This window comes from Isorropodon fossajaponicum endosymbiont JTNG4, from assembly GCF_016592615.1.
Lineage (GTDB): Bacteria > Pseudomonadota > Gammaproteobacteria > PS1 > Pseudothioglobaceae > Ruthia.
This window is the reverse complement of the sequence record NZ_AP013043.1, coordinates 513,270-537,025: the sequence shown is the minus strand read 5'-3', so window position 1 is coordinate 537,025 and position 23,756 is coordinate 513,270. Positions and strand designations below refer to the sequence as shown.

Genomic DNA, 23,756 nt, shown 5'->3' with positions numbered 1-23,756 from the left:
TATAATACTATTGTATATCTTTTTGTAAACTATTGTAAAAAACAGCAAGTGATATTATCAATCAATATGTAACACTGCTAAAAAAGCTTCCTGAGGAATGTCTACCCTGCCCACACTGCGCATACGTTTTTTGCCTTTCTTTTGTTTATCAAGTAGTTTTCGTTTACGAGAAACGTCGCCACCATAGCATTTAGCAGTCACATTTTTTCTGAGGGCTTTTACATTTGAGCGTGAAATAATTTTAGAACCAATACAAGCTTGAATGGTAACATCAAACATTTGCCGTGGAATAAGCTCCTTCATCTTTTCGGCCAACTCGCGCCCTTTGCGCACAGAACCGTCTCGGTGAATAATAAGCGCTAGCGCATCTACTGGCTCTTGGTTTATTATGATATCTAGGCGAATTAAATCAGATTCTTGATAGCGCTCAAAATGATAATCCATGGAGGCAAAGCCACGTGATACAGATTTTAATCGGTCAAAAAAATCAAGCACAACCTCATTGAGTGGCAATTCATAAAGAAGGGACACTTGCCTACCCATATAAGTGATGTTTTTTTGCACGCCACGTTTTTCAACACACAAACTAATGACCGCACCTACGTATTCATCAGTCACCAAGATATTTGCGGTAATAATTGGCTCTCTAAATTCAGCAATGCTTTGATTGGCTGGCATTTTTGAGGGGTTATCTACCCTGTGAATAGTACCTCTAGTATCAAGAATTTCATAAATGACAGTCGGTGCAGTGGTAATTAAATCAAGATCATATTCACGTTCCAAGCGCTCTTGAACAATTTCCATGTGCAATAAACCTAAAAACCCAATGCGAAAGCCAAAACCTAGTGCATCTGAATTTTCAGGCTCGTATTGTAACGCCGCATCATTTAGGCGAAGTTTTGCCAAGGCATCGCGAAACTTCTCGTAATCTTCACCAGAAATAGGGAAAATACCTGCAAATACACGAGGTTGTACTGGTTTAAAACCTTCTAAAGGTTCTGATGCAGAATTTTTAGCACCTGTAATGGTATCTCCCACTGGCGCACCATCAATATTTTTAATACTGGCAATTAAAAATCCAACTTCTCCTGCTTTTAAACTGTCTGTTTTTTTGCGCTTAGGTGTGAACACACCCACCCCATCTACCAAATATTCTTCACCATTTGAGAAAATCTTAATTTTTGTTTTAGCTCTAATTTCGCCATCAATCACACGAATTAAAGACACCACACCTAGGTAATTATCAAACCAAGAATCAATGATTAAAGCTTTAATAGGCGCGTCAATATTACCCTTGGGGGCAGGGATTTTTTCTACAATTTGTTCTAAAATATCCTCAATGCCAATGCCTGATTTAGCACTGGCATGAACCGCATCATGCGCCTCAACGCCAATCACATCTTCAATTTCATCCACCACACGCTCAGGGTCTGCTGCTGGTAAGTCAATTTTATTAAGTACAGGCACTACTTCCAAGCCTTGGTCTAGTGCCGTATAGCAATTTGCAACCGTTTGCGCCTCAACCCCTTGCGATGCATCAACAATAAGTAATGCGCCCTCGCAAGCAGAAAGCGAGCGAGATACTTCATAAGAAAAATCCACATGACCCGGTGTGTCAATAAAATTCAGCTGATAAGTTTCACCATTTTTAGCCTGATAATCAAGCGTAACACTTTGAGATTTAATGGTAATACCACGCTCTTTTTCAATGTCCATAGAATCCAGTACTTGCGCTGACATTTCCCGATCACTCAAACCACCGCAAAACTGAATAAAGCGATCAGCAATGGTTGATTTACCGTGGTCAATATGAGCAATAATTGAAAAATTACGAATGTTTTTCATAGAGACCTTTGCATAAATAGGGATGATTAACAAAACACCATCTTTCATCAACTTGGGAATTTTTTAAATCTACACCTAGCAGAGCTAAGGGTATTTTTAAAAAATTCCCAAGTTGATGAAAGATGGTGTTTTGATGATTGTTCATATTTATGCAAAGGTCTCTCATATGATAAAATAGATTTTTTTAAGCATATTATTATACAGTCATGAATAAAGTTCAACCAATTACCTGCACCGCTACAAGCGATTTAGAAATAAGCATTCCCGATACTCAAGGACGTAACATCGTGTTGTATTTTTACCCCAAAGACGCCACTCCAGGGTGTACCACCGAAGGGCAAGATTTTAAAGATAAACATCAAGCCTTTACAGATGCCAATACAGTGATTTATGGTGTTTCAAAAGATGATTTAACCAAGCATGAGAAATTTAAAGCCAAGCAAAATTTCCCTTTTGAACTGATTGCTGATGTTGATGGCAAATTGTGCGAATTGTTTAACGTTTGGCAGTTGAAAAAATTTATGGGGCGTGAATATATGGGTATCGTCCGTTCTACTTTCTTAATTGATGCTGATGGCAATATCCTTAAACATTGGGATAAGGTTAAAGTCAAAGGTCATGCTAAAGAAGTTTTAACAACTGTCCAAGCACTATGAGCAACGTAGATTTTAACGAGGTTGATAAATTCGCTGCCCTAGCATCGCGTTGGTGGGATAAAAATTCTGAATTTAAACCCTTGCATGATATTAACCCACTCAGGCTAAATTATATCAAAGAGAAATGTAGTGGCTCACTCAAGGATAAAAAAATCCTTGATGTTGGCTGTGGTGGTGGCATCTTAGCAGAATCCCTTGCTTTAGAAGGCGCGATTGTGACAGGCATTGACATGGCAGAAGCGGGCTTAGAAGTTGCCAAATTGCACTTGCTTGAGTCAGGCTTGGAAGTGAACTATCAAAAAATCCCTGTGGAAGAATTTGCCGAGCAACACCCCGAAAAGTTTGACATTGTAACCTGTTTAGAAATGTTAGAACACGTGCCCGACCCTAGCTCAATTATCAAAGCTTGTAGCAAATTAGTCAAACCTAGTGGACAAGCCTTCTTTTCAACCATCAACCGCAATACTAAATCCTATTTATTCACCATCATCGGTGCAGAATACATCCTCAAACTCCTACCCCAAGGCACGCACGATTGGGGCAGGTTCATTCAACCTAGTGAAATGGATGAATGGGCAAGGCACTCAGGTTTAACCCTAAAAGGCATGATTGGTATGACCTATAACCCCTTTACAAAAACCTATAAATTTGAGAATGATGTAAGTGTAAATTACCTATGTTTTTACCAAAAATAACCCCATAAAATCACAAATAATAAAGGAATAAACAAATGAAAAAAATACTATTATTAGCAATTCTAAGTTTTGGATTAAATATTGGCATGCTTGCTAATGTCGCTTGATGCAATTGATACATACAAAAAGGCTTGTGATGATTTTAATAATGCTAATAGTTGTTTTGGTCTTGGGTTTATGTATAAACGTGGCGAAGGTGTTAGGCAAAGTAACATTAAAGCCTTGGAACATTATGGAAAAGCTTACGATTTTAAGTCTCAAGCAGATTGTGACTTTTATGCCAAACTAAAAAAAGAAACATTTTGACAAATTTAAACCATTCTATCTTTTAAATATACTAATACCAAGGTTATCTTTCATAACATTATTATAACATAAAATAATGTTATGTTATAATAATGTTATGAACAAGACGAAAAAAGACCTTAAGTGTCGCCGATTAAGGCTTGGCGATTTTTTTTAAAATTGACACAAAAACAAGTAGCGCTTAAAGCAGGCATGCAGCAAAGTGCTTATGCTAGAATTGAGAATAATGCTAAACCTCCTAGAGCCTCAACATTGGAAAAAATAGCTCAGGGTTTAGAGCAGTTAGAATTTTAATAATAAGTGATTGTAGCAATTCCAAAAAATGAAAAAAATACTCACTTTTCTATTACTTATTGCTAATTTTAGTACATTAGCCCTCTCACCCAATGAAATGCTGGCAATTGTTGGTGCGGTGAAATATTACAATGAAAACTGTGGCGGGTTAAATCCAGCAGGCTTTCAACGAATGAATAAAGGCATTAAACGCTTTAAAATGCACAAAACACCTATACCTGTATTAGAACAACATCCTTTAGCTATATCTAGTTATCAAACCGCAAAAAAATTTGGCTGTGCTGGCACCAAAAATGAAGCCTATAAAGCAGGGTTTGGGCAATATATCAATTAGTTTTCTGTTTCTAAAACGACAAACGCCACGGCGTTAAATTTTTCATCTGATAGGCTTAAATGCGCCTGTTTGATGTTTTTATTCACAAGGTATAAACGTAATTTTTCGCTAGGAATAAAATACGGCTTGCCATTTTCATTATTACGCACGGTTAAATCTTGAAAACTAACAATTTTACCAATACCTGTACCCAAAGCCTTTGCAAAAGCTTCTTTGGCGGCAAAACGCTTGGCGCAATAAGAGGCACTGTCGCCTTTATTGGCAAATAAGGCTTGTTCATGTTCGGATAATACGCGTTTTACAAAGCCTTGTTTGTTTTTGCTTAATATGTGCTCAACACGTTTGATGTTGATAATATCAGTGCCTACGCCATAAATCATAATCTTGCCTCTAACATTAATGTTTTCATCTCGCGAGTGGCAGTTTCAAGCCCAACAAACATGGCTCTAGCAATAATTGAATGCCCGATATTAAGCTCAACAATTTCAGGTAATTTAGCAATAGCAGTTGTATTTTCCAAGGTCAACCCATGACCTGCATTGACTTGCAAACCAATTGAGTGTGCATAAGTGGCCATGGTTTTAATTTTTTCAAGTTCTACTAATTGCGCCTCATCAGTTGCATTGGCATAGTGCCCAGTATGTAGCTCAATCACAGGTGTGCCGCACTCACGTACCGCATCAATTTGATTCTTTTGTGCATCAACAAATAAAGAAACAATAATATGTGATTCGCTCAAGCGCAGGCAAACGTCTTTCATTCTAGGTATTTGCGATGCTACATCAAGCCCACCTTCGGTGGTTAACTCCTCACGCTTTTCAGGCACTAGGCAACAATCCTGAGGTTTTATTTTATCAGCAATGGCAATCATTTCATCTGTTGCTACCATTTCTAAGTTCATTTTTGTAGTGAGTTGATTACGTAAAATTTCTACATCAGCATCTTGAATGTGGCGTCTGTCTTCACGTAAATGTAGCGTAATACTGTCTGCACCTGATTTTTCACACAATAAAGCTGCCTCTATCGGCGAGGGGTAGTTTGTACCTCTGGCCTGTCTAATGGTGGCGATATGATCAATGTTAATGCCTAAATAAATACTCATTGTTTGTTATGGTTTAGTAAAAAATAAAGACCGGCTTTTTAAGGGCTTATCACCCAAAAGCGAGCGTAAGCGCTGTCTGTTCAAATCACGGCAAACTTTTAATTGTTGTGAGTTTGGACTATTTTCAATTACTTCTAATAATAATTGATTGATTGATTTTCCCGATATTTTACCCAAAGAATTGGGTATGAATCCTGCTTGGGGTTGATATTCATAATAACTATTTAGGTTAATTTCATTGCCATTAATATCAGTTTCAAAATCGATACCGTAACCCAACTCAGTCAATAGATTATTTTCAAATATCCTCAAATGCCAATGCCTAGCACTTTGCTTTAAATGCCCCACCTGACTCACAAATTGTTGGTAGCGTTCAAATAACCCAGAATACGGATCTTGCTCTTGTAATAATCTTGATATTAACTCGTTCACATACATGCCCAATATCAATTCTTCACCCTTAAAATTTCTAGGTACATCATCAATCTCCCAATGGCTTAGTGCTTTTAACTCGCCTCTGCCTGAAAATGAAATACTTAAATGTTGAAACATCTGAATATGGGTTTTTGAGCTTCTAAGACCCCTACCCACCAAGCGAATTTTGCCAAAATCACGAGTAAAAAAATCAAGTAGTAGTGACGAATCTTTAAAAGCCCGACGATGAATTAAAAAAGCAGGGGTTAGTTCAACTTTAGTCATATCCTAATGAGGCCAGTGCGCGTTTATCATCAGACCAGCCTTGTTTGACTTTGACCCAAAGCTTTAAGAATACTTTTCTATCTAAAAAGCCTTCGATACTTTTTCGCGCTTCAGTGCCAATCAGTTTGAGCATTGCTCCCTTGTTACCAATCACGATATTTTTTTGTGAGGCTTTGTCAACAAAAATACGGGCAGAAATTCGCTTTAGGTTGCCATCTTGTTCAAATTGTTCAATTTCAACGGTTAAATCATAAGGCAACTCATCTTCTAAATGACGCATAAGTTTTTCTCGAATAAATTCAGCAACAATAAATTTTTCACTTCTATCCGTTATATAATCAGCATCAAAAATAAGCCCCTGCTCTGGTAAATATTGCAAAACTAATTTACGCAATGTACGGATATCATTCTTTTTAAATGCCGACAAGGGAAACAAATCTGTTGGCTGATATTTTTGAGAAACTTTGTCTAAAAATGGCAACACCTCTTGCGCAGATTTTAGTTTATCAATTTTGTTAATACATAAAATAACAGGCACCTCTACTCGAGTAATATGCTCCAAAACCCTTGAATCCTCTTTGGTCCATTTACCCACTTCTGTTAGCCATAAAATAACATCCACATCTGCTATGGTTGAACTAGCCGCTCTGTTCATATAAGAATTAATGGCTTTGGCGTTGCCCATATGAATGCCTGGCGTATCTACAAACACCATTTGATAATCATCAGTTGTGTCAATCGCATGAATACGGTGACGCGTGGTTTGTGGACGATGCGAAGTGATGGATAATTTCTGCCCAATTAATTCATTAACAAGCGTAGATTTACCAACATTAGGTCGCCCAACAACTGCAATAAAGCCTGACTTAAAATTTGGCTTGGTGGTTTTATTGCTCGTTTTAAGTTGTTTGAGATTCATGATTATTTTAGTTTTTTTAATAAGGCTTGTGCACAAGATTGTTCTGCTTTTTTAATGCTTTTGGCAGATTGGCTAACTTGCAAGCTTTGGTCTTTTAAAAGACAATTTATTGTAAATATTGCATTATGATCCTTGCCTGTTGTATCAATGAGTTCATATTTTGGTAAAACGTTACCACGCTTTTGTAAGTATTCTTGTAATTGTGTCTTTGGGTCTTTTAGTGAATCATCGTCTGGGCTGATATTGTTTAATAACATCTCAAAAAGACCCAAAATAACCGTACTTGTGGTTTCAAAATTAGAATCCAATAACACTGCACCAAATATTGCCTCAACAGCATCTGCCTGGATAGATTCTCGCCTGTAACCACCACTTTTCAACTCGCCAGAGCCTAGAATCAAACTGTTTGATAGTTCTAATGCAGCGCCCAACTGCGCCAAGGTTTGTCCCCTAACTAAGTATGACCTTAATCGGGACAATTTGCCTTCGTCAATATGAGAAAAACGCTGATAAAGCTCTTTTGAGATTACCACACCCAAAATACTATCACCTAAAAATTCTAAACGTTCATTATTGTTTTTACCCATGGAACGATGTGTTAAGGCAAGTTTTAACAAAGACAAATCTTTAAATTGGTAATTAATTTTCTTTTGTAATCTTTCCATTACTTTGTATCAGGTTTTATAAACAAGTAATCTGTTTATAATACGTTGTTATTATAACTTAAGCCTTTTTATGTTTTGGCAAGAAGACGCTAAAAAAGAATATTTTACGCTGCCTGAAACCACACAAGATGCCGTGTTTAATATCTTTGTTAAGATCCTACCTATTGATCATAGCTTTTTACTAGCACAGGCACTACTTAAACACTTGCCATGGCTTGACAAGGCGAGTGCTGGTATCTTTAATATTAGCGTGGCAGATGGTAACGGCTGGGCACAAAACCATGAAAATGGATTTTATTACCCTTCCAAACGCTCAAAACTAATCATTAGAGTACCAAAAGATAGGCTTGATGAAACTCATCAATTACTTGATAAAACACTAGATTTAGGCAAATATCAAATAAAGATTATCAAATCTTTAAAACCAAAATTACTCAGTGATATGCCTGTACTATTTGCAAAAAATGTTGCCTGTAATGTGGCAATGAGTGAGGAGAATTTCTTACAAGTAACTTTTGAACAATTAAAAACACTTGGCATTTCTGTTAAAAAAATGATGGCTGGTCTTGAAAATAACATTAAAACCGACACTCGTATTATCCATACTCGCTCGCTAATGGTAGCTGATTTAAAAAAAGATGAATCAGTATTATTACAAGAAAAAGGTCTTGGTAATTATCGCTTACTAGGCTGTGGATTGTTTATTCCACACAAAGACATCACAAGCATCTAACTTGCACTAAAAACATTTTGGTACTACAATTAAACCATTAAACAACTTCTAGGGATAAATTGTGCGTGCTTTAATACTATTGTTTTCTTTATTTGTCTCATGTTCATCTATTGCAATTGAACCTTTGAAAGAAGGTGAATTTTTAGGTGCTAAAGTCGTTGACGAGGTGCCTAATTGGTTTAAAGCTTCTTTTATGGATTTTTCTGAAGACTTAGAAGAGGCAACAGACAATAACAAACATGTGATGATTTACTTTCATCAAAATAGCTGCCCTTATTGCGCCAAATTGGTTGAAGATAATTTTCACAATGCTTCTTTAGTCGCCAAACTACAAAAAGATTTTGACGTTATTGAAACAAATATGTGGGGCGATAGAGATTTGACTGACTGGCAGGGCAGAGAATTGACAGAAAAAGAATTTTCAGCTTTGATGAAAGTACAATTCACTCCTACCCTTGTCTTTTTAAACTCAAAAGGTGATAGCGTGCTTAGGCTTAATGGCTATCAATCGGTTGAAAAAATGCACAAAGTACTTGACTATGTTGCTACCAAAAAATATTTAAATCAAAGTTTTTCTAGTTATACCAACAATCTTAAAAAAGATAAAACAGGTAGCCTTAATAAAAATTCATTATTCGGAACACCACCACACATGCTATCTCGCAATAAAACCTTGCCAGCGCAAAATTATTTGGCCGTTTTTTTTGAAGAACCTAATTGTCAAGAATGTAACACCTTTCATAAAACGCTCATGCAGCTAAAACAAACCAAAGCCTTACTAAAAACCATGCAAGTGGTACAGCTTAATGTTCTATCAGAGACTAAAATTATCACCCCATCAGGCAAGCGAACCACTGCCAAGAAATGGTATGAGGATTTAAAACTTACTTACAAGCCAGCCATTGTGTTTTTTGACAAACAAGGCAAAGAAATTATCAGAAAAGATGCTTTTTTTAAAGCCTATCACTTTCACGGCATAATGACTTACGTCACTTCAGGAGAATACAAACACCAGCCAAACTTTCAGCGTTATTTAGAAGATAAGTCAGATAAGCTTCGCGCTCAAGGTGTTAGTGTTACAGTAGATATTTGGAAATGATTTAGATTGCAACTGGTGCCTTAATCGGCGCATCAAATACATAATTTATAAATTCAAAATCTTCATAACTGTAATTAAAAATACTCTTAGGCCTGCGCTTAATTTTAAGTGTTGCTAGTGCTTTTGGGGTGCGAGCCAATTGTGTTTCTACTTGTTTAGTATGATTGGAATAAATATGGCAATCACCGCCACTCCAAATAAAATCACCCACTTCCAAATCACACTGTTGCGCCATCATGTGGGTTAGTAATGCATATGAAGCAATGTTAAATGGCACACCAAGAAAAATATCTGCACTTCTTTGGTACAACTGGCAAGATAGCTTTCCATCAGCCACGTAAAACTGGAAAAATGCATGGCAAGGTGGTAATGCCATATTTTCCAACTCACCAACATTCCAAGCTGAAACAATAATTCTACGAGAATCTGGCGTGCTTTTGATTTGCGCTACCACTTGCGTAATTTGGTCAATACTGTCGCCTCTAGCATTTTGCCAATGACGCCACTGCGCACCGTAAACTGGACCCAAATCCCCATTCTTATCCGCCCATTCATTCCAAATTCGCACGCCATTTTCTTGTAAATATTTAATGTTAGTATCACCACTAAGAAACCACAACAATTCGTGTACAACCGAAGGCAAATGTACGCGCTTGGTGGTTACAAGTGGAAAACCTTTGGATAAATCAAAACGCATTTGGTGTCCAAACAAACTGGTTGTTCCTGTACCTGTTCTGTCAGTTTTGTTGGTGCCAGTATTTTTAACCAGCCTTAAAAAATCTAAGTATTGCTTCACATTGTTTCCTTGTTAAGATATGCTTTTCGCAATAGCACAATACCAAGTACTACCATTGGTAGGCTTAATAATTGCCCCATGGTAAGCCAACCAAAAGCCAAATAACCCAATTGCACATCTGGCACTCGAACAAACTCAATTATAAATCTAAACAAACCATAGAAAATCAAAAATAATGCTGAAATTGACATGGATGGGCGCAATTTGTTACTAAACACCCAAAGAATAATAAATAAAATTAAACCTTCTAAAAATGCTTCAAATAATTGTGATGGATATCGGCTCACACCTTGTTGTTCAATGTACATGCCAAATGGACTGGTGGTTATTTTGCCCCAAAGTTCAATGTTAATAAAATTACCCATTCTGCCAAAACCCAATCCTAATGGCACAAGTGGTGCAACAAAATCCATTGTGGTAAAAAAAGTTTTGTTATATTTTCGATTAAATAAAACCATTGCCAACAATACGCCTAAAAAACCACCGTGAAATGACATACCGCCATCTTGAATAGCGAAAATTAACAAAGGATCGGATAAAAAATTTGGCAAATTGTAAAACAACATGTAGCCCAAACGACCACCAGCAACCACACCAATTGCACCATAAAAAATTAAATCTTCAATTTGTTGTGCATTCCAGCTGTTAAGTTGCTTAGCACGATAATTTGCCAACAAATAAGCCGCTAAGAAAGCCATCAAATACATCAACCCATACCAATAGATTTGTACAAAGCCTAAATCTATTGCAATTGGATTAATGGTTGGGTAAGTCATGCTTAGTATTCCTAATGGTGCGCTCGAGGTGACTCGAACACCCGACATTTAGCTTCGGAGGCTAACACTCTATCCAACTGAGCTACGAGCGCATAGACAAAAATTGTTAAAATTAATCTTATTCAGAGCAGAACACTGCCTGTATATTAGATACTAATTTTAAAACCTTGGCATCTTTAACCTTACAGAGTACTTTATTGCCATCACGCCGAGATTCGACAATATTTTTAGTTCTAAGAATGTCAATATGTTGTGAAATATTAGATTGTGAAGAGCCCACTTTTTTTACAATTTCTAATACAGGTAATTCGTCATTTTTTAGTGCGCATAAAATCTTTAAACGCAGTGGATGTGCCATTGCTTTTAAAGCTCTTGTTGCTTTTTCAATGTCTTCTTCTTTTTCTAATAATGTTATTTCGCTCATAATGAATCCTCTATTTCTTTAAAATTAATTAAAGTCTGCCCAACATGCCATAAATGCCATATCGCCTAACTTTGATTAATACCATCTTTTGGTAATAGTTAATCAGACTGTCATTATTAAGCACAATATCAAAAACCTGCCACTGTTTATTCTCGTTTTGATGGAATAACAAATCAAGATAAATACCACCAAATGAAGTATATCTATTAACCTTAAGTTGTACTGCAATTGAACCATCCATCATTGGTCTAGCAGATATAAATTGAAACGAGGTAGAATTTACTTGGGATAATCTTGCCAATAAGGTTGTCATCATATTGTTTTTCAGCCTATTGACAAAAAACCTGGTCTCTTCTTCGCCCAAGCGATTATTGATCACCAGTAAAACTTCACTGGCAATGTGGTTAAAGTCAAACAGTGGTGCAATTTCTTTTTCGACGAAAAAATTAAGCATTTTTGGCGAATATGCCATGGTTGTTAACTGATTAAGCTTTACAATTGCTGTTTGTATTGCCTGAACTGGGCCATTGTCTTGTGCTACCTTCTCCGCAAAAGTACCTAATGAGGCAAACATCATTAAAGCCAACAAAATTACATTTAATCTTCTCATTTTTTCTCCATTTTTAAAAAACAAAACCAAGTAAAATTAAAAATAATAATATTGGTTTCACAGTTATTATATTTAAACTTTCTATAAGCAAATGATTATATTATGAACTTTTTTAAATATTCACTATTTTTAACGCTTTTTTATACACTTTTTGGCATTTATACACCCGTATTAGCTAAAAGCGATGCTGAAAAACAAAAAATAGAAGCCTTTTTCAAAGACCTTGAAACGTTTACAGCTGTTTTTAACAATATTAAACAGCTGTACGTTGATGATGTTGATAATAAAAAACTATTTAACCATGCTATAAAAGGTATGGTTAGTGGGTTAGACCCGCATTCAGGCTATCTTGAACCTAAAGAGCAAAAAAACCTACTCGAAAGTGCCTCGGGAAAATTTGGCGGTCTTGGTATTGTTATTGGCATGAAAGACGAAGCCATTCAAGTAATTTCTCCTATTGACGATACACCTGCTTATAGAGCCGGCATCCAAGCGGGCGATTTAATTGTGAAAATTGGTGATAAGCCAGTACGTGGCATGACTTTGGAGGATGGTGTTGAGTTAATGCGTGGCAAAGCGGGTACTGACATTCGAATTACCATTGTTCGCAAAAATAAGAAACCATTTATTGTTAACATTACTAGAGAAATTATTACCATTATCTCGGTTAAAGGCTATTTATTGGAAAAAAATATTGGCTATATACGCATCTCTAGTTTTCAAAATCCAACAGCGAAACTACTCAAACAGACTTTTAATGACTTGGTTGAAGAAAACAATGTCCAACTTAACTCATTAATTCTTGACTTAAGAAACAATCCAGGCGGTGTTTTGAATGGTGCAGTTGATGTATCAAATTTATTTCTTGATAAGAAAGGACTGGTGGTTTACACCAAGGGCAGAATTCCAAGCTCAAACCTTAAATTCAAAATAAAATCAGGTGACATCATGCAAGGATTGCCTATTGTTGTGCTAATCAATGAAGGCTCAGCTTCTGCATCAGAAATTGTTGCAGGTGCATTGCAAGACCATAAACGCGCCATTATTATGGGCAGTACTTCGTTTGGAAAAGGCTCGGTACAAACCATTCTTGAGCTTCAAAAAGGCTATGGACTTAAACTGACAACTGCCAGATATTACACACCAAATGGGCGCTCTATTCAAGCCAAAGGTATTGTGCCTGACATTGAACTAAAAAACATTAGCCTAGAAAATGAAGCAGAAAAATCAGTGATTGAGACCAAGGAAAAAGACCTTGATGGCCACTTAGAGGTGGAAGACCCTTCTGAAGAAATATTAAGCACCCAAGAAAAGAACAAAAAGAAACAAAACAAAACAACCATTGAAAAATTGAAAAAAGATTATTTTGTGCACGAAGCTACGAATTTATTAAAAGCTTTAACAGTTTTAAGCAATCAATAATGGCAATTACACTTTCTATTGCAAACCAAAAAGGCGGTGTTGGCAAGACAACAACAGCTGTTAATTTAAGTGCAGCATTAAAAGCCATTAAAAAGCGTGTATTACTTATTGATATTGACCCCCAAGGCAATGCAACGATGGGCTGTGGTGTTGATAAATACAACCTTAATTATTCTATTTGCGAGTTGCTATTAGACGAGTGCAGTGTCGACAAGGCCATTACCCATGTTGATGAATCTGGTATAGACGTACTGGGCTCTAATACTAACCTTGTTGCCGCTGAAATTGTCTTATTGCGTGAGGATAATTCTGAATATAAACTCAAAAAAGCAATTGCTAAAATTAGTGCTAAGTACGACTATATCATTATTGACTGCCCACCCTCGCTTAACATGCTAACCATTAATGCTTTTACCGCATCAGATGGTATTATTATCCCAATGCAGTGTGAATACTACGCGTTAGAAGGCCTGAGTGCATTGATACAAACGATTGATAAAATTAAATCAACCACCAATCCTAACTTAGAGATTACAGGTTTAATACGCACAATGTTTGACACAAGGAATAACTTATCTAATGAAGTGTCTATTCAGCTACTTCAGTATTTTTCACACAAAGTCTTTAAAACAATCATCCCTAGAAATGTAAAATTAGCAGAAGCGCCGAGTTTTGGACAGGATGTGATTAGCTATGCAAGATTATCCAAAGGGGCAATTTCTTATATCTCCTTAGCCAGTGAAGTGCTGAGGAAAACGTTAATTAATTAATATGGCAAAAATTTCAAAACTAGGACGTGGATTGGATATATTATTAGGACAAGTGCCTTCTACAAGCGAACAAGCTGATTCCGAAAACAACTTAACAATGTTAAGTGTTGGTTGGTTGCAACGAGGAAAGTTCCAGCCTAGAGACGACATTGATCCCAACACGCTAAATGAATTGGTCAGTTCTATTACTTCACAAGGCGTCATTCAGCCATTGGTTGTACGCAAAGTAAGCTATGATAAATATGAAATCATTGCTGGCGAGCGGCGTTGGCGAGCGGCAAAAATTGCTGGTTTAAATGAAGTGCCCGTTATCATCCGTAAAATTGATGATCAAGTGGCACTTGCTATTGGTCTGATTGAAAATATTCAACGCGAATCCTTAACGCCACTTGAAGAAGCGAAAGCACTACAACAACTCATTGAAGATTTCAAAATGACCCATGAAGAAATTTCCAATGTCGTTGGTCGTTCCCGCTCTACAGTAAGTAATTTAATTCGCCTATTACAGCTTAACAATGCTGTTAAACAACTGCTTAGCAGTGGTGATATAGAAATGGGCCATGCACGAGCGCTTTTATCACTGACAGAAGAGCAGCAACTTGATGTGGCCAATCAGGTTATTAAAAAATCTTTATCTGTTCGTCAAACTGAAGAATTGGTCAAAAAAGTGCTAAATCCAACACCTAAAAAATCAACCTCAATTGATCCGCGTATTTTAGAACTAATGCAAACTTTAAGTAAAAAGCTGGCTTCAAAAACTGAAATTAAATCAAATGGCAATCAAGGAAAAATTATTATTCACTATCAATCAATAGATGAATTGGATAATATTCTAAATCACATTAACTAATCAAAACCACCGATTCTATCAAGCTTTAAAGATTCATCCCAGTGCATCCAAATACCAAACGCTTTGCCAATAATGTATGATTCTGGTACAAAACCCCAAAAACGAGAATCACTACTACGAGCACGATTATCACCCATAACAAAGTAATGTCCTTCTGGCACAGTCAGTTTAACCCCTTTAGAGGGGTGATTTGGGTCTAGCAAAATATTATGCGGATTGTTGTCTAATAATTCACGCTTATGCTTAAAGCCCGTCATGGCTGAACCCGACTCAACACCTTGGTATGTACCAATATTTTTATTGTCAATTTTTACACCATTCACATATAAGCTATCTGCACGGTAAATTATCTTATCACCCGGAATGCCAATGACTCGCTTAATAAAATCAGCGCCCTGATATTTTGATTTTTTTTCATAATTAGGATACCTAAATACAACAACATCACCTCTTTCAGGCTTTGAAAACTCGATTATTTTTTTATTTAAAATTGGGATACTAACGCCATAATCAAACTTTGATACCAAAATAAAATCGCCTGTTAATAAAGTTGGCATCATTGAATTTGAAGGAATTCTAAAAGGCTCAATAACAAAACCTCGAAGTGCAAATACCAATAACAATACTGGGAAAAATTCAGCTGACCACTGTACTATTTTAGGACGATTTAAATATTTTTCAGATTTATTAAAACGTAAAAATAAAGCAAAATAAATAAACCTCCCTAAGATTGGTTTTTGCGCTTTATCTGTAACTGGCATTTGCGTGTGATTAAAAAATAATTGATCAATAGTCACAATAACAAAAGCCAATACTAGAAATAAAGCCAAGAATGAAGAAACATCCCATGCAAAAAAAGGTGAAGCGTTTTCAATTGTCATAATAAAAATAAGCGAATTCAAAAAGTAATTATTATATAATAATTACTTTTTAATTGATGGAGAAAGAAATGGTATTAGCTGATTTAGAAAGAGATGATCATGGTTATCTAAAAGATCTTAATGAGTGGAATGAAGACGTTGCTCGTGAGTTAGCAGAAGAAGAAGGTGTTAACTTAACAGATGACAGCTTCAAATTAATTAATTTTTTACGTGGTGAATACATCAATAACAACGCCAACCAACCTAACGAACGCAACATGGTTAAAGGCTTAAAAGATGATTGGGAAGGTAAGTTAAGCACCAAAGAGTTATATGCATTATTTCCAAAAGGCCCTGCCAAGCAGGCGGGTAAAATTGCTGGATTGCCTGAAACGAAACGCAAAGGTGGTTACTAAACTTTAACCTTTCTTTGTTAAAAAACGCTTAAACAAGCGTCTTTTTTTATAACTAAATTTCTACAATATTCATGCCCGAAAAATTAGCCAATTCAACAAAATTGGGGAATGAAGTTTTAACATTATCCACACCTTCAATTTCAATAGTGTACTGACATCTTAGAGAGGCAACGGCAAATGACATAGAAATGCGGTGGTCATGGTAAGATTTAATCGCAATGCTGGGTTTTGAAAAAACACCGCCTTGAATCTTAATGCCATCTTCAAGCACTTCGTTTTCAATACCAAGAATGCTTAAACCATCTGCCATCACTTGAATACGGTCAGACTCCTTAACCCTTAGTTCTTTAGCACCAGTCAATATGGTTTCACCCTTAGCACAGCTCGCTGCAATAAAAATAACAGGGAGTTCATCAATGGCTAATGGCACTAACTCCTCAGGAATGCAAATACCTTTTAGTTGCGCTGATTGAATACGGATATCGGCTAACAGTTCTCCGCCGATCTTACGCTCATTTGATAAGCTTAAATTAGCGCCCATCAACTTCAAAATATCAATAACACCTGTTCGTGTTGGGTTGATATTAACACCAGTAAGGATTATGTCTGCTTTTGGTGCAATTGATGCTGCTACCATAAAAAATGCAGCTGAAGATATATCGCTTGGCACTTGTATTGCAAAAGCGTTTAGCTGGGCACCGCCTGTTAAACATATTTTGTTTTTATTAACATCTACCTTGTAACCCAAGCCTTTTAACATGCGTTCAGTGTGGTCTCGTGTGGGTGCTGGCTCTTTAATGCAGGTTTCACCTTGTGCATATAAACCCGCTAAAAGCACACAAGATTTCACTTGCGCTGAAGCTACTGGCAAATCATAATGAATGCCTTTTAGTGCCTGTCCGCCTTTAATTTTAAGTGGTAATTTGCCATCATTACTTTCAATCACCGCACCCATTTTGGTTAAAGGATTAATAACCCTACCCATCGGACGTTTTGATAGTGACTCATCGCCACACAATTCACTATCAAATGCTTGCGCTGCCAATATGCCAGATATTAAACGAATGGAAGTGCCAGAATTACCTAAATCAAGTGGTGTTAAAGGTTTTTTTAACCCATTAAGCCCCACACCATAAATAGTAACCTTATCACCATTACGCTCAATTTTAACCCCCATGGCTTGAAAGGCTTTTAACGTTGATAACGCATCTTCCCCTTCTAAAAAACCACTGATTTTAGTAATGCCATTAGCCAAGGCGCCTAGCATAATGCTTCGATGGGAAATTGATTTATCGCCAGGAACTTTTAAACAACCAGACAATGAGTTGACTGGCTTTGCAATAAATTTACTCATATTTTTTTAACCATCCAACCAGTTATCTCGTGCAGATTTAGCCTCTTGAAAAAGCTTTTCCAGTGCTTGTGCTTGATTATTTTTAATCAAGTTTGATATTTTTTCTAACGTCTGTTGATAGCCTTCAATGTGCTTCACAATTTCCTTAGGGTTGTTAATGCAAATATCACGCCACATAAGTGCATCTGACGAGGCAATACGTGAAAAATCCTTAAATCCACCTGCCGCATAACGACAAGCATTTGGATTGTTGTTGATTAAATAATCCATCAGCCCATACGCCAACATATGTGGCAAATGAGAGGTTATGGCCAGTAAATCATCATGCTTTTCATCGCTCATAATCTCTACTTTAGCGCCGAGTGAGCGCCACAGGCTACTTAATATATCTACTGCTTGAGTGTCTGCATTTTCTTCTGGCGTTAAAATAACACGCTTGTGGTTAAATAATTGAGCATCAACTGCTTCAATACCACTTTTTTCCTTACCAGCAATTGGATGAGCTGGGATAAATCTTGCTGGCATTTGACCAAATACCAATTTGGCAATTTTTATCACACTGCCCTTGGTACTACCAACATCAGAAATAATAACCGATTCATCAATATGAGGCTTAATCAGTTCTAAAATAGCTTGAAAGCTATTCACTGGCGTTGCAATAATAACCATTTGCACTTGTTTTAAAGCCTGGGCAATATCCAAACTATACGCATCAATAACGCCCATTTCTTGTGCTTTTTTAAGGTGCGACTCTTGCCTAGAAAAACCAATAATAGTTTTAACTTGATTAGTTCGTTTTAATCCAGTCGCAAAAGAACCACCAATTAATCCAACACCAATAATGCAAATTTTATCTATCATAAGACTGATTTTAACGCCTCTAAAAAATCATTGTTTTCTTTTAACGTGCCAACAGACACTCTTAAATAATTCTCCATCTCCACTGGTCGTACAATAAAGCCTTTTGTTAGTAACTTTTGATAAATGTCGGTTGCATTATCAACCTTTAGTGCAATAAAATTTGCAAAAGACTTGATATAAGAAAGTTGTAATTCATCAAACCCTTTTGACAACTGAATTAATCCATTTTTATTAGCAAATACGGATCTTGTTAAAAAAGAATCATCAGCCAATGCTGATATAGCAGCTATTTGCGCAATGTGATTGACATTAAAGGGCTGGCGAATACGATTTAAATAATCAGCTATCTTAGCGCTTGATACGCTATAACCTACTCTTAATCCTGCCAAAGCATACACTTTAGAAAAAGTACGGGTAATGACTAAATTATCAAATTCTTTTAGCCATCCAATCGCCCTATCTTCAATATCTAAATATTCAAAATAAGCCTGATCCAAGACCATAATGACTGATTGTGGTACTTGTTTTAAAAATTGATAAATGGCTTCATCACTTAAAAGCGTGCCTGTTGGATTGTTTGGATTAGCAATGAAAATAAGTTTGGTTTTATCGCTAATTGCTGCAAGCATTGCATCTAAATCATGCCCAAAATTCTTAGATTTTGTCACCACTGACTTTGCACCAAGTGCTTGAGTCACCAAAGGGTAAACCACAAACACATATTCTGAAAACACCACTTCATCATCAACATCACAAACACAAACCTTAGCCACTAATTCTAAAATATCATTTGAGCCATTGCCTAATGTAATGCAATTAGTAGCAACATTTAAATGCTCACTAATTGCTTGTTTTAGTTCAAAGCCATTGCCATCAGGGTATCTACTAACCTCGGTAATAGCTTGTTGTATAGCTTTTTGCACTCTAGGCCCAATACCCAAAGGGTTTTCGTTGCTAGCGAGCTTAACGATATGCACTAGCCCCAGTTCACGACGTAATTCAGCAATAGGCTTGCCACCTTGATAAGGCCTTAAAGACTTTATTGCCAAGCAAACACTCATAGTAAAAACCCTCCAAATAAGAAAGGGTTTTGTAAATGTGTAAAAGAAAAAACCAGCCTCTTAAAAATTAATATTTTCATAACAATTAATACGAAAAATCACCTTATAAAACAGCAACAGGATACGAGCCAAGCACATTAACTTTAAGCACTCTACTGGACACTTCTGCTAATGCCAAATTTACTTTTTTATCATCTTTATGCCCCTCAATATCAATTAAAAATAGATACTCCCACTTAACACCAGGCATGGGGTGTTTTGCCAGTTGTATCATATTAATATTTTGCTGTTTAAATGGCTCTAACAAATCAAACAGCGCACCAGATTCGTGCTTAGTCACAACTAAAAGCGAGGTTTTATCTTCACCAGAAGTAGGAACATCCTCTTTACCAAGAATTAAAAAACGAGTGACATTGCCAGCCTTATCTTCAATATTTTTAGCAATTCTTTCTAAGCCGTATAAACTTAATGCCACTTCTGAGGCAATAGCAGCAACGCCCACTTCATCTTTAGCAATACGGGCAGCCAATGCGTTTGATGCCACTGATTTTAACTCGGTGCTTGGATAGTGATTACTTAGCCAACGTTGGCATTGATCCAATGCTTGAGAGTGGGCATAAATAACTTTAATTTCTTGTGACTGATTTGCACTCATTAGCTGATGCTGAATTGAAATTTCCACCTCGCCACAAATTTTTAAATTTTGAGAATAAAGCATATCAACCGTAGCACCAATCACGCCATTAGATGAATTCTCAATAGGCACAACGCCATAATGCGCATTGCCCTTTTCAACTTGATGAAAAATCTCATCAATACTTGCACAATCAAGTGTAAATACGCTGTGTCCAAAATGTTTAAGTGCTGCTTCTTGTGTAAAGGTACCTTCAGGACCTAAATAAGCAATATTTAAAGGCTGCTCAAGTGCAAGACAGGCTGACATAATTTGTCGAAAAATATACGCCATGTCTTTGTCTTTTAATAAACTATCATTTCTTTTAATAATTGAACGTAGCACTTGTGCTTCACGCTCAGGTCGATAAAAAATACTATCATCATCCGAGATTTTTTTTACCTGTGCAACCTCAGCAGCTAGCTGTGCACGATTGCCAATTAATAGCTGAATTTTTTTATCTAATGCGTCAATCTCATCACGCAATTCTAGCAGTGTTTTTTTGCTCATGCTTTATCTCTTAAAGGCCTCTAACAGTCAATATACCTTTGACTTGCTTTAAATTATTAATAACCGAAGGTGAAATTTCACGGTCCAAATCAACCAAAGTATAAGCAACATTATCTCTTGATTTGTTAAGCATATCAATAATATTAGCACCAGAATCTGCAATGGTTGTTGAGATTTGACCCACCATATTAGGAATATTTTTATGGGTAATGGCCAGTCGCTCCTTGCCTGCTCTTGGCATTGATGCTTCTGGAAAATTTACCGAGTTGGTAATATTGCCATTTTCTAAATAATCTCTTACTTGGTTTGTGATCATAATCGCACAGTTGTCTTCAGCCTCTACTGTTGATGCGCCCAAATGTGGCAAAGCAATCACTCTGTCATGATTTTTTTTGTCATCAATTGGAAAATCAGTCACGTAATACTTAACTTCACCACTCTCAAGGGCAACCATTAAAGCTTCTTCATCAACAATACCGTCGCGGGCAAAATTAAGAACAGTTGCATCTTTTGGCAATAAAGCAATACGTTCTTTATTTAATAAGTTTTTAGTGCCTTCGAGTAATGGCACGTGGAATGAAACAAAATCACTGCGTGAAAACAGCTCATCAATACTCAATGCTTGCTCTACACCTGCAGATAACTTCCAAGCGCTTTTAATGGTTATGCTAGGATCAAAACCAATAACATTCATACCTAAAGCATGTGCCGCATTAGCAATTTGCACCCCAATTGCACCCAAACCAACAATCCCTAGCGTTTTACCTGGTAATTCAGAGCCAGCATAATGTTTCTTACCTTCTTCAATGGCAGTTTTTAAATTATCAAGTGGTAAATTATTAACATAATGCCAAGCTTGGCAAATATTACGACTTGCAAGTAACATTGAGCTAATAACTAATTCTTTCACCGCATTAGCATTCGCACCTGGTGCATTAAAAACCACCACACCCTTATCGCTCATTTTATCCAGTGGAATGTTATTAACGCCTGCGCCAGCACGGCCAACAACTTTAAGGTTATCATTAATTTCCATATCATGCATTTTTGCACTACGCACTAAAATTGCATCAGGATTACTCATTTCTGAGGCAATTTCATAATCTTTTCTTGGTAATTTTTCCAAGCCAATTGGTGAGATATTATTAAGCGTGAGAATCTTAATCATTAGGTGTTTTCCTTTTCAAATGCTTTCATAAAATTCACCAATTCATTAATGCCCTCTTGTGGCATAGCATTATAAATGCTAGCACGCATACCGCCCACACTACGATAGCCTTTTAAGGTGATTAAATTATTAGCGGCTGCTTTTTCCAAAAACAAGCCATTGAGGCTTTCATCAGCTAGCAAAAATGTCACGTTCATCCGAGAGCGATATTTTATTGCCACTGGGTTTGAGTAAAAATCAGAACCATCAATCGCATCATAAAGTGTTTTTGCCTTGGTTTGATTAATCTTAGCTATAGCGCTCAATCCGCCTTGTTGTTTAAGCCATTCAAACACACGAGATGCCACGTACCAAGGATAAGTTGATGGCGTGTTATACATTGAATCATTATTCGCTTGCGTTGTATAGTCAAACAACACGGGTTGATTAGCCACCACATTGCCCATCAAATCCTCTCTAACAATCACAATTGTCAACCCTGCAATACCAATATTTTTTTGCGCACCCGCATAAATAACACCATACTTTGACACATCAACCTCACGCGACAAAATACTTGATGACATGTCAGCCACAAGTGGCATACCCACCTCTGGCACATAGTCAAATTCTAAGCCTGCGATAGTTTCATTAGGCGTGTAATGTAAATAAGCACCATCAGGGTCAATGTTCCAATTTTCAAAGGCATCAATATTGGTATATTTATTGTCTGAGCTGTCGGTGCAAATGTTTACTTCGCAATAACGCTTACCTTCAGCAATTGCCTTTTTAGACCAATGACCCGTATGTGCATAATTAGCCTTAGTTTTTCCCTGAAGTAAATTAATCGGCACCATTGAAAATTGAGCCGACGCACCCCCTTGCAAAAACAAAACTTTATAGTGACTGGGAATGCCCATCAAGTCTCTTAAATCTTGTTCTGATTTTTTCGCCATTGCCATAAAATCACCACCACGATGCGAAATTTCCATCACCGATGCATGTGCATTGCCATATTCTAATAACTCATCTTGCATTTGTTTTAGTACTTGTGTTGGCAACATAGCAGGACCAGCACTAAAGTTATAAACTTGGCTCATTTTTACAAACTCCTTGTTTAATAAAATTAAAAAGTTAGACGATTTTATCAGAACTCAGATATTTAAGCCTATTTAATGTTTAAATCTTATTATAATTTGCACTTAATTTTAGTTATGGAAGATTGTTTTTTCAAGTGCTGATGGTAAAAAATATCAATCTTAACCTCAATCAAGAATTGGTGCACAATTTATATGAACTCTTTGCCTAACTTTAATGACAATACCATCTAAATAGACAATAGGTAAATTTCATCAAGTGGACGATTACGCCATTCAATCGCTTGGGTGATAACCGCCTGCTGAGTGACATTGGATACCAATGTTGCTGAGATGTCTACATCATACATTTCTTTAAAGGTTGAGACGATGTCACGGGTACCTATGCCTTTGGCATATAGGCTTAATATCTGACTATCAAAAGCACCCAATCGGCGTTTGACCTTTTTCAATAATTAAAGGTTCAAAGCTACCTCTGCGGTCTCTTGGGATAGCAAGTTCAACTTCACCATGATTGCCTTTGACGGTTTTAGGGTAATAGCCATTACGAGCATTGCTGTCTGTATTAAGCTCGCTGCTATTTTGCCCATATTTTGGATAACCAAGATGATGTTCCATCTCAGCACCTAATGCTGCTTCAATGGTCATTTTAACCAGTGAAGCAGCTAGATCTGCTAAATCATCTTGGGTGTGGATGTCTTTGGCAAGTTCATCAGCAAAAGCACGGAGCTTTTTCTGGTTGATGCCTGTGTTGTTAAGTTGCTTTTTTTTGTTTCTTGGTA

28 protein-coding genes, 1 tRNA gene and 1 pseudogene are annotated in these 23,756 nt (G+C 36.7%); 11 read left to right on the top strand and 19 right to left on the bottom strand.

Going from position 1 to position 23,756, the window contains the following annotated elements:
• Positions 1–57: 57 nt before the first annotated feature.
• The gene (gene lepA, locus CVFO_RS03125; protein ID WP_201340390.1) at positions 58–1,845 is read right to left on the bottom strand and encodes a translation elongation factor 4; all 1,788 of its coding nucleotides are present in this window, start codon (positions 1,843–1,845) and stop codon (positions 58–60) included.
• 206 nt (positions 1,846–2,051) lie between these two features.
• On the opposite strand from lepA, the gene CVFO_RS03120 reads away from it, so the two are divergent.
• From CVFO_RS03120 to CVFO_RS03100, 5 genes are all read left to right on the top strand, one after another.
• Positions 2,052–2,501 carry a peroxiredoxin gene (locus CVFO_RS03120; protein ID WP_201340146.1) on the top strand — a complete coding sequence of 150 codons (450 nt, stop codon included), beginning with the start codon at positions 2,052–2,054 and terminating at the stop codon, positions 2,499–2,501.
• Positions 2,498–3,196 (top strand): bifunctional 2-polyprenyl-6-hydroxyphenol methylase/3-demethylubiquinol 3-O-methyltransferase UbiG, encoded by a 699-nt coding sequence (gene ubiG, locus CVFO_RS03115; RefSeq protein WP_201340145.1) that lies wholly within the window; start codon positions 2,498–2,500, stop codon positions 3,194–3,196. Before CVFO_RS03120 ends, ubiG begins: the two co-directional genes overlap by 4 nt.
• Positions 3,197–3,292: 96 nt before the next feature.
• Entirely contained in the window at positions 3,293–3,502 is a 210-nt protein-coding gene (locus CVFO_RS03110) for an SEL1-like repeat protein (protein WP_201340144.1), read from the top strand.
• A 123-nt stretch (positions 3,503–3,625) separates the two neighbouring features.
• On the top strand, positions 3,626–3,796 hold the full coding sequence (gene relB, locus CVFO_RS03105; protein ID WP_201340143.1) for a type II toxin-antitoxin system RelB family anti-toxin: 171 nt from the start codon (positions 3,626–3,628) through the stop codon (positions 3,794–3,796).
• 28 nt (positions 3,797–3,824) lie between these two features.
• The gene (locus tag CVFO_RS03100; protein ID WP_201340142.1) at positions 3,825–4,130 is read left to right on the top strand and encodes a hypothetical protein; all 306 of its coding nucleotides are present in this window, start codon (positions 3,825–3,827) and stop codon (positions 4,128–4,130) included.
• On the opposite strand, the gene acpS is transcribed toward CVFO_RS03100, so the two are convergent.
• The 5 genes from acpS to rnc are packed head-to-tail and all read right to left on the bottom strand — an operon-like array spanning position 4,127 to position 7,515.
• Entirely contained in the window at positions 4,127–4,510 is a 384-nt protein-coding gene (gene acpS / locus CVFO_RS03095) for a holo-ACP synthase (protein ID WP_201340141.1), read from the bottom strand. The two genes, CVFO_RS03100 and acpS, sit on opposite strands and share 4 nt — an antisense overlap.
• Positions 4,507–5,232 carry a pyridoxine 5'-phosphate synthase gene (gene pdxJ, locus CVFO_RS03090; protein WP_201340140.1) on the bottom strand — a complete coding sequence of 242 codons (726 nt, stop codon included), beginning with the start codon at positions 5,230–5,232 and terminating at the stop codon, positions 4,507–4,509. The genes acpS and pdxJ overlap by 4 nt, the downstream gene beginning before the upstream one ends.
• Before the next feature lie 6 nt (positions 5,233–5,238).
• Positions 5,239–5,931, bottom strand: coding sequence for a DNA repair protein RecO (gene recO, locus CVFO_RS03085; protein ID WP_201340139.1), 693 nt, complete (start codon positions 5,929–5,931; stop codon positions 5,239–5,241).
• Positions 5,924–6,850, bottom strand: coding sequence for a GTPase Era (gene era / locus CVFO_RS03080; RefSeq protein WP_201340138.1), 927 nt, complete (start codon positions 6,848–6,850; stop codon positions 5,924–5,926). The genes recO and era overlap by 8 nt, the downstream gene beginning before the upstream one ends.
• 2 nt (positions 6,851–6,852) lie before the next feature.
• Positions 6,853–7,515, bottom strand: coding sequence for a ribonuclease III (gene rnc / locus CVFO_RS03075; RefSeq protein WP_201340137.1), 663 nt, complete (start codon positions 7,513–7,515; stop codon positions 6,853–6,855).
• A 70-nt stretch (positions 7,516–7,585) separates the two neighbouring features.
• Here rnc and cas6 point away from each other — a divergent pair, with 70 nt between their 5' ends.
• Both cas6 and CVFO_RS03065 read left to right on the top strand, forming a co-directional pair.
• The gene (gene cas6 / locus CVFO_RS03070; RefSeq protein WP_201340136.1) at positions 7,586–8,248 is read left to right on the top strand and encodes a type I-MYXAN CRISPR-associated protein Cas6/Cmx6; all 663 of its coding nucleotides are present in this window, start codon (positions 7,586–7,588) and stop codon (positions 8,246–8,248) included.
• A 61-nt stretch (positions 8,249–8,309) separates the two neighbouring features.
• On the top strand, positions 8,310–9,347 hold the full coding sequence (locus tag CVFO_RS03065; RefSeq protein WP_201340135.1) for a thioredoxin fold domain-containing protein: 1,038 nt from the start codon (positions 8,310–8,312) through the stop codon (positions 9,345–9,347).
• A gap of 1 nt (position 9,348) precedes the next feature.
• Here the strand turns inward: CVFO_RS03065 and CVFO_RS03060 are convergent, their stop codons facing one another.
• The 5 genes from CVFO_RS03060 to CVFO_RS03040 form a co-directional block, all read right to left on the bottom strand.
• The gene (locus CVFO_RS03060) at positions 9,349–10,143 is read right to left on the bottom strand and encodes a thymidylate synthase (RefSeq protein WP_201340134.1); all 795 of its coding nucleotides are present in this window, start codon (positions 10,141–10,143) and stop codon (positions 9,349–9,351) included.
• The gene (gene lgt / locus CVFO_RS03055; protein WP_201340389.1) at positions 10,140–10,919 is read right to left on the bottom strand and encodes a prolipoprotein diacylglyceryl transferase; all 780 of its coding nucleotides are present in this window, start codon (positions 10,917–10,919) and stop codon (positions 10,140–10,142) included. Before lgt ends, CVFO_RS03060 begins: the two co-directional genes overlap by 4 nt.
• 15 nt (positions 10,920–10,934) lie before the next feature.
• A tRNA-Arg gene (locus tag CVFO_RS03050) sits at positions 10,935–11,011 on the bottom strand.
• A gap of 26 nt (positions 11,012–11,037) precedes the next feature.
• Positions 11,038–11,343, bottom strand: a complete 306-nt coding sequence (locus tag CVFO_RS03045; protein WP_201340133.1) for an ArsR/SmtB family transcription factor — start codon at positions 11,341–11,343, stop codon at positions 11,038–11,040.
• Between the two features lie 28 nt (positions 11,344–11,371).
• Positions 11,372–11,953, bottom strand: coding sequence for an ABC transporter substrate-binding protein (locus tag CVFO_RS03040; RefSeq protein WP_201340132.1), 582 nt, complete (start codon positions 11,951–11,953; stop codon positions 11,372–11,374).
• Positions 11,954–12,055: 102 nt separating this feature from the next.
• On the opposite strand from CVFO_RS03040, the gene CVFO_RS03035 reads away from it, so the two are divergent.
• The 3 genes from CVFO_RS03035 to CVFO_RS03025 are packed head-to-tail and all read left to right on the top strand — an operon-like array spanning position 12,056 to position 14,995.
• Positions 12,056–13,375, top strand: a complete 1,320-nt coding sequence (locus tag CVFO_RS03035) for a S41 family peptidase (protein ID WP_201340131.1) — start codon at positions 12,056–12,058, stop codon at positions 13,373–13,375.
• Positions 13,375–14,145, top strand: a complete 771-nt coding sequence (locus tag CVFO_RS03030) for a ParA family protein (protein ID WP_201340130.1) — start codon at positions 13,375–13,377, stop codon at positions 14,143–14,145. The genes CVFO_RS03035 and CVFO_RS03030 overlap by 1 nt, the downstream gene beginning before the upstream one ends.
• A gap of 1 nt (position 14,146) precedes the next feature.
• A complete protein-coding gene (locus tag CVFO_RS03025) occupies positions 14,147–14,995 on the top strand; it encodes a ParB/RepB/Spo0J family partition protein (RefSeq protein ID WP_201340129.1) in 849 nt (282 codons plus the stop codon).
• On the opposite strand, the gene lepB is transcribed toward CVFO_RS03025, so the two are convergent.
• Positions 14,992–15,876 (bottom strand): signal peptidase I, encoded by an 885-nt coding sequence (lepB, locus tag CVFO_RS03020; RefSeq protein ID WP_201340128.1) that lies wholly within the window; start codon positions 15,874–15,876, stop codon positions 14,992–14,994. The genes CVFO_RS03025 and lepB overlap by 4 nt on opposite strands.
• Before the next feature lie 68 nt (positions 15,877–15,944).
• On the opposite strand from lepB, the gene CVFO_RS03015 reads away from it, so the two are divergent.
• Positions 15,945–16,271, top strand: a complete 327-nt coding sequence (locus CVFO_RS03015; RefSeq protein WP_201340127.1) for a TusE/DsrC/DsvC family sulfur relay protein — start codon at positions 15,945–15,947, stop codon at positions 16,269–16,271.
• Positions 16,272–16,323: 52 nt separating this feature from the next.
• On the opposite strand, the gene aroA is transcribed toward CVFO_RS03015, so the two are convergent.
• The 7 genes and pseudogenes from aroA to CVFO_RS09415 all read right to left on the bottom strand — a co-directional run.
• Positions 16,324–17,625, bottom strand: a complete 1,302-nt coding sequence (gene aroA, locus CVFO_RS03010; RefSeq protein ID WP_201340126.1) for a 3-phosphoshikimate 1-carboxyvinyltransferase — start codon at positions 17,623–17,625, stop codon at positions 16,324–16,326.
• A gap of 6 nt (positions 17,626–17,631) precedes the next feature.
• Entirely contained in the window at positions 17,632–18,486 is an 855-nt protein-coding gene (locus CVFO_RS03005; protein ID WP_201340125.1) for a prephenate dehydrogenase, read from the bottom strand.
• Positions 18,483–19,547, bottom strand: a complete 1,065-nt coding sequence (gene hisC / locus CVFO_RS03000; protein WP_201340124.1) for a histidinol-phosphate transaminase — start codon at positions 19,545–19,547, stop codon at positions 18,483–18,485. The genes CVFO_RS03005 and hisC overlap by 4 nt, the downstream gene beginning before the upstream one ends.
• A 103-nt stretch (positions 19,548–19,650) precedes the next feature.
• The gene (gene pheA, locus CVFO_RS02995) at positions 19,651–20,730 is read right to left on the bottom strand and encodes a prephenate dehydratase (RefSeq protein WP_201340123.1); all 1,080 of its coding nucleotides are present in this window, start codon (positions 20,728–20,730) and stop codon (positions 19,651–19,653) included.
• Positions 20,731–20,740: 10 nt separating this feature from the next.
• Positions 20,741–21,898, bottom strand: a complete 1,158-nt coding sequence (locus tag CVFO_RS02990) for a phosphoglycerate dehydrogenase (RefSeq protein WP_201340122.1) — start codon at positions 21,896–21,898, stop codon at positions 20,741–20,743.
• A complete protein-coding gene (serC, locus tag CVFO_RS02985) occupies positions 21,898–22,977 on the bottom strand; it encodes a 3-phosphoserine/phosphohydroxythreonine transaminase (RefSeq protein ID WP_201340121.1) in 1,080 nt (359 codons plus the stop codon). Before serC ends, CVFO_RS02990 begins: the two co-directional genes overlap by 1 nt.
• A 201-nt stretch (positions 22,978–23,178) precedes the next feature.
• Positions 23,179–23,718, bottom strand: a pseudogene (locus CVFO_RS09415) (transposase); the annotation flags it as partial.
• Positions 23,719–23,756: the final 38 nt, after the last annotated feature.

Bases quoted from the DNA above. Each gene is read 5' to 3' on its own strand.
- CVFO_RS02990 (WP_201340122.1), bottom strand. From the start codon at position 21,898: ATGATTAAGATTCTCACGCTTAATAATATCTCACCAATTGGCTTGGAA.
- cas6 (WP_201340136.1), top strand. From the start codon at position 7,586: ATGTTTTGGCAAGAAGACGCTAAAAAAGAATATTTTACGCTGCCTGAA.
- acpS (WP_201340141.1), bottom strand. From the start codon at position 4,510: ATGATTTATGGCGTAGGCACTGATATTATCAACATCAAACGTGTTGAG.
- pheA (WP_201340123.1), bottom strand. From the start codon at position 20,730: ATGAGCAAAAAAACACTGCTAGAATTGCGTGATGAGATTGACGCATTA.
- CVFO_RS03025 (WP_201340129.1), top strand. From the start codon at position 14,147: ATGGCAAAAATTTCAAAACTAGGACGTGGATTGGATATATTATTAGGA.
- CVFO_RS03100 (WP_201340142.1), top strand. From the start codon at position 3,825: ATGAAAAAAATACTCACTTTTCTATTACTTATTGCTAATTTTAGTACA.
- serC (WP_201340121.1), bottom strand. From the start codon at position 22,977: ATGAGCCAAGTTTATAACTTTAGTGCTGGTCCTGCTATGTTGCCAACA.
- CVFO_RS03030 (WP_201340130.1), top strand. From the start codon at position 13,375: ATGGCAATTACACTTTCTATTGCAAACCAAAAAGGCGGTGTTGGCAAG.
- rnc (WP_201340137.1), bottom strand. From the start codon at position 7,515: ATGGAAAGATTACAAAAGAAAATTAATTACCAATTTAAAGATTTGTCT.
- lepB (WP_201340128.1), bottom strand. From the start codon at position 15,876: ATGACAATTGAAAACGCTTCACCTTTTTTTGCATGGGATGTTTCTTCA.
- pdxJ (WP_201340140.1), bottom strand. From the start codon at position 5,232: ATGAGTATTTATTTAGGCATTAACATTGATCATATCGCCACCATTAGA.
- CVFO_RS03035 (WP_201340131.1), top strand. From the start codon at position 12,056: ATGAACTTTTTTAAATATTCACTATTTTTAACGCTTTTTTATACACTT.
- aroA (WP_201340126.1), bottom strand. From the start codon at position 17,625: ATGAGTAAATTTATTGCAAAGCCAGTCAACTCATTGTCTGGTTGTTTA.
- hisC (WP_201340124.1), bottom strand. From the start codon at position 19,547: ATGAGTGTTTGCTTGGCAATAAAGTCTTTAAGGCCTTATCAAGGTGGC.
- CVFO_RS03040 (WP_201340132.1), bottom strand. From the start codon at position 11,953: ATGAGAAGATTAAATGTAATTTTGTTGGCTTTAATGATGTTTGCCTCA.
- recO (WP_201340139.1), bottom strand. From the start codon at position 5,931: ATGACTAAAGTTGAACTAACCCCTGCTTTTTTAATTCATCGTCGGGCT.
- CVFO_RS03120 (WP_201340146.1), top strand. From the start codon at position 2,052: ATGAATAAAGTTCAACCAATTACCTGCACCGCTACAAGCGATTTAGAA.
- era (WP_201340138.1), bottom strand. From the start codon at position 6,850: ATGAATCTCAAACAACTTAAAACGAGCAATAAAACCACCAAGCCAAAT.
- CVFO_RS03005 (WP_201340125.1), bottom strand. From the start codon at position 18,486: ATGATAGATAAAATTTGCATTATTGGTGTTGGATTAATTGGTGGTTCT.
- lepA (WP_201340390.1), bottom strand. From the start codon at position 1,845: ATGAAAAACATTCGTAATTTTTCAATTATTGCTCATATTGACCACGGT.
- CVFO_RS03015 (WP_201340127.1), top strand. From the start codon at position 15,945: ATGGTATTAGCTGATTTAGAAAGAGATGATCATGGTTATCTAAAAGAT.
- ubiG (WP_201340145.1), top strand. From the start codon at position 2,498: ATGAGCAACGTAGATTTTAACGAGGTTGATAAATTCGCTGCCCTAGCA.
- lgt (WP_201340389.1), bottom strand. From the start codon at position 10,919: ATGACTTACCCAACCATTAATCCAATTGCAATAGATTTAGGCTTTGTA.
- CVFO_RS03110 (WP_201340144.1), top strand. From the start codon at position 3,293: ATGTCGCTTGATGCAATTGATACATACAAAAAGGCTTGTGATGATTTT.
- CVFO_RS03045 (WP_201340133.1), bottom strand. From the start codon at position 11,343: ATGAGCGAAATAACATTATTAGAAAAAGAAGAAGACATTGAAAAAGCA.